Source organism: Lentilactobacillus dabitei, from assembly GCF_019061365.1.
In the GTDB taxonomy this organism is placed as follows: domain Bacteria; phylum Bacillota; class Bacilli; order Lactobacillales; family Lactobacillaceae; genus Lentilactobacillus; species Lentilactobacillus dabitei.
The window spans coordinates 1-3,347 of the sequence record NZ_JAHPPD010000150.1 but is presented as its reverse complement, the minus strand read 5'-3'; the positions used below and the strand labels follow the sequence as shown (position 1 = coordinate 3,347).

Here is a 3,347-nt window from a genome sequence, read left to right as displayed (position 1 = left end):
TTTTGTTTCTTTTGAAATCTTAGTCATAAAAAATACCTCCAAAGCTAAAGTTTTTACTTTAACTTTGGGGGTATAGGTCAAGTCGCTGGCCTATCAGACATTTGGGTAAATTTTGTACGTTTTTATTATAGCAGAAAAGAGGAATAAGAAAATGGATACTACTGATTTTGAAATTGCTGATCACCAACTAACCACTCTTGATGATAACGTCAACGGCATTATGAGCATCATTAAACTTTGCCAACCACGGGTTGAACAGGCGTTGGCACAAGCTAACACGCAAGCCAGTTCATCAGTTTACGATACACTATTCGATTTGTCACAACTATTAAACATGGTGCAAACATTGCTACTGCAATCCGAAGACAAACAATCCCAATTACAATCATTTGTTGAAGAGTTACAGCAAGCGTTGACTAAAACGAATCAATTACCCGCCTAGATCAGAAAGGAGCTGGCAACATGCACGATAATCAAATTATTTACCCCGCCTTAGTTGAACAATCCTATGCGTTTCTACTATCTAAAGGGATTAAGGTTTCTAAAGATATGGTTTATCGCCAGATGATTAAAGCTAACATGATTGATCAAAACGGCCAACCAACCCAGAAAGCCATTGAAACGGGATTAGTTTCAACGACCAATGACCCGCATTCGCTGGCGGTCTTTAAAGCCCAGAACCCATTATTTTTACCCTATGATGATCACCACTTTAAATGGCTGCCGGATATCCGAGCATGGGCGGCTGATGAAGAAGTTACCCGCGACGTTGCGAAACGAATCGTTGATGGTCGGGCGATTGGCAATCAGCAACAAGCCAGAGCGCTCCTAAAACGACTTAACAGCCAAGGAAATGACCGCTATGAATGAGCTAACCAAACGAGCTTTATCATTAGCTAACCAAGGGTTTCAGGTTTTCCCACTGGCTGCAAACAGCAAGCGCCCGATTACCCCTAATGGCTATAAAGCTGCCAGCAACGATCCGGCCGAAATCGGCGAATGGTTTGACAATCAGCAAGCCCACAATATGGGTTTACGACTAGATACCAAGCAAATTGTAGTGATTGATATTGACCATCATCAGCAAGGCAATGGTATCGACGTCATAAAGCAGTGGCAACGCCAAGGGATGCAGCTAGTTCCTGATTATGTCGAACAAACGCCCCATGCTGGTCTGCATTACTTTTTTAGTAGCCAAACCACTTTGGCCGACAAGGTGATTGTACCTAACGTGGAATTAAAAACCAAGCAAATCATTATTGCACCTAGTCAGATTGATGGCAAGGGTTACCGCCCAATTAAAGGCCATGGTTTAACTCATTTAAGCCCGTTGCCCGCTTGGCTGATGAATAAGCTGGCTGGTAAATCAAACGCTAATAACCGCCGTCAGCACCGTTTATATAAATCGTGGACGGGGCAATTGTTAGATGAGTTGGTAACTGGCACCGAGCAAGGCCAGCGCAACATCTATCTGACATCCTTATTAGGAAAGCTGCTACACACTGGTTGTGATGGCGAGACTGCTTATAGTTTGCTGATATTTGCCAACGAACATCTAACACCACCGCTACCAGATGATGAGGTCAACACCATTTTTAAATCAATTCTGAAACGAGACATGTCAAAGTGAGGTGATTGACGATTGGACGATGAAATTAAAAAGCTATCAAAAGCACACGACCAACAAGTTATGGATAGAAAGCATGTTATTCAAGCATTAAAAGATAACGTCAGAGAATGGCAGGAACGCCATCAAAGTAAGCAGCAAGCCAAAAACAATGTTTTACCATCATTGCCTACTTTGGTCGGTGCCAAGATTATGGAACACCACTTTAAGACTTGCGTTTTTTCTGGTGATGAGAACGAGCGGCTAGCGGTGTATCTACCCCGTGAAGGTATCTACACCCAAAACTATCGCTACATCAAACGATTGATTGCCCGGATGTATGCCCCATTCAATGAGCGCCAAGCGGATGAAATTATTTACCATATGCTAAATGATGCACCAGTTAAAGAGCCAACCGTTGATCGTTATTTGGTGCCAGTAGCTAATGGCATTTGGAATTTACACCAGCATAGATTAATGCTGTTTAGTCCGGATTACGTGTTTACCACTAAAATCGCCACTCGCTACGTTGATAATCCAGTGCCACCTAATATTGATGGCTGGACGGTTGACGGTTGGTTAAAAGAATTGGCTTGTGGTGATAACGAGATCATTAAACTGCTGTGGGAAGTAATTAACGACAGCTTAAACGGCAACTACACCCGGAAGAAAGCCATCTTCTTGTATAGTGAGCAAGGCAACAGTGGCAAAGGAACGTTTCAACGGCTCATTGAAAACTTAGTCGGTCATCAAAACGTCGGCGCTTTGAAGGTTAACCAGTTTGATGAACGTTTTAAATTGAGTTTGCTGGTGGGCAAAACGGTATGTATTGGGGATGATATTCCACCGGACATCTACATCAAGGATTCAAGTAACTTTAACTCGGTGGTTACTGGCGATGTGGTCACGATCGAATTTAAAGGCCGAGATAGCTTTTCTATCTATTTGAGATGTACCGTTATTCAATCCTGCAATGGATTGCCCAACTTCCATAACAAGGGCGGTACCATGCGGCGGATTATTATTGTGCCCTTCAATAACCACTTTGACGGGGATCATGATAATTGGAAGATCAAGGACGATTATTTAAATAGACAGGATGTTTTAGAGTACGTTTTATATCAAGCTTTACAACTTGATTTTGAGAAGTTTGACATCCCTAGCGCTTCTAAAGAAGCCTTAAACAACTTTGAACTGGACAATGACCCATTGGTAGGATTCAAAACAGAGTTCTTTAACCATATTGATGTGGAGAGAATACCAACTCGCTTCTTACATGAATACTATCGTGCTTACTGTAAGGTTAATGGGTTTAAACCATTGAGCCATCCTAAATTTACTCGGAGATTTTTAAAGTTGGTTCCAAACTACGAAAGAAAAATAGTAAAGATTCTACCTGCAGATATCGCAAAGCTGAACAGTATTAAGGGAGTCAACGAAATATATGCGTATCCGTCACCACTAGAAAGTGGAAAAGCATACGCTTCATTTGTAAGAAAACAAAACGAATCTCCTTAAATTCGTTAACTCGTTAACTTTGCTGCTGAAACGTTGATATAACAAGGAAAATAAGTTAACCATGCCACAAAAAACGTTGACCAGAGTTAACGTTTTAGCAAAAACATTAACCGAAGTTAATGAGTAAGAAATAAAGGTTAACCTTAGAAGCTGTCTAAAATCTCTTAAGTAATAGTGCTAAAAACGCTAAAACGACCATTTGCAGACTGGTGGTTAATTGACG

At 41.3% G+C, this 3,347-nt stretch carries 4 protein-coding genes; all 4 read left to right on the top strand.

All coding sequences use genetic code 11. The annotated features are described in order from the left end of the window. Nucleotides 1-151: 151 nt before the first annotated feature. Genes KTE19_RS13275 through KTE19_RS13260 form a run of 4 tightly spaced genes read left to right on the top strand, consistent with a single transcriptional unit; the run spans nt 152 to nt 3,124 of the window. Nucleotides 152-442 (top strand): hypothetical protein, encoded by a 291-nt coding sequence (locus KTE19_RS13275; protein ID WP_217342488.1) that lies wholly within the window; start codon nt 152-154, stop codon nt 440-442. 20 nt (nt 443-462) lie between these two features. Next, nucleotides 463-870 (top strand): protein kinase family protein, encoded by a 408-nt coding sequence (locus KTE19_RS13270; protein WP_217342487.1) that lies wholly within the window; start codon nt 463-465, stop codon nt 868-870. After that, nucleotides 863-1,630 (top strand): bifunctional DNA primase/polymerase, encoded by a 768-nt coding sequence (locus KTE19_RS13265; protein ID WP_217342486.1) that lies wholly within the window; start codon nt 863-865, stop codon nt 1,628-1,630. Before KTE19_RS13270 ends, KTE19_RS13265 begins: the two co-directional genes overlap by 8 nt. Nucleotides 1,631-1,642: 12 nt before the next feature. Next, on the top strand, nt 1,643-3,124 hold the full coding sequence (locus tag KTE19_RS13260) for a DNA primase family protein (protein WP_249778671.1): 1,482 nt from the start codon (nt 1,643-1,645) through the stop codon (nt 3,122-3,124). Nucleotides 3,125-3,347: the final 223 nt, after the last annotated feature.

Bases quoted from the DNA above. Each gene is read 5' to 3' on its own strand.
- KTE19_RS13275 (WP_217342488.1), top strand. From the start codon at position 152: ATGGATACTACTGATTTTGAAATTGCTGATCACCAACTAACCACTCTT.
- KTE19_RS13265 (WP_217342486.1), top strand. From the start codon at position 863: ATGAATGAGCTAACCAAACGAGCTTTATCATTAGCTAACCAAGGGTTT.
- KTE19_RS13270 (WP_217342487.1), top strand. From the start codon at position 463: ATGCACGATAATCAAATTATTTACCCCGCCTTAGTTGAACAATCCTAT.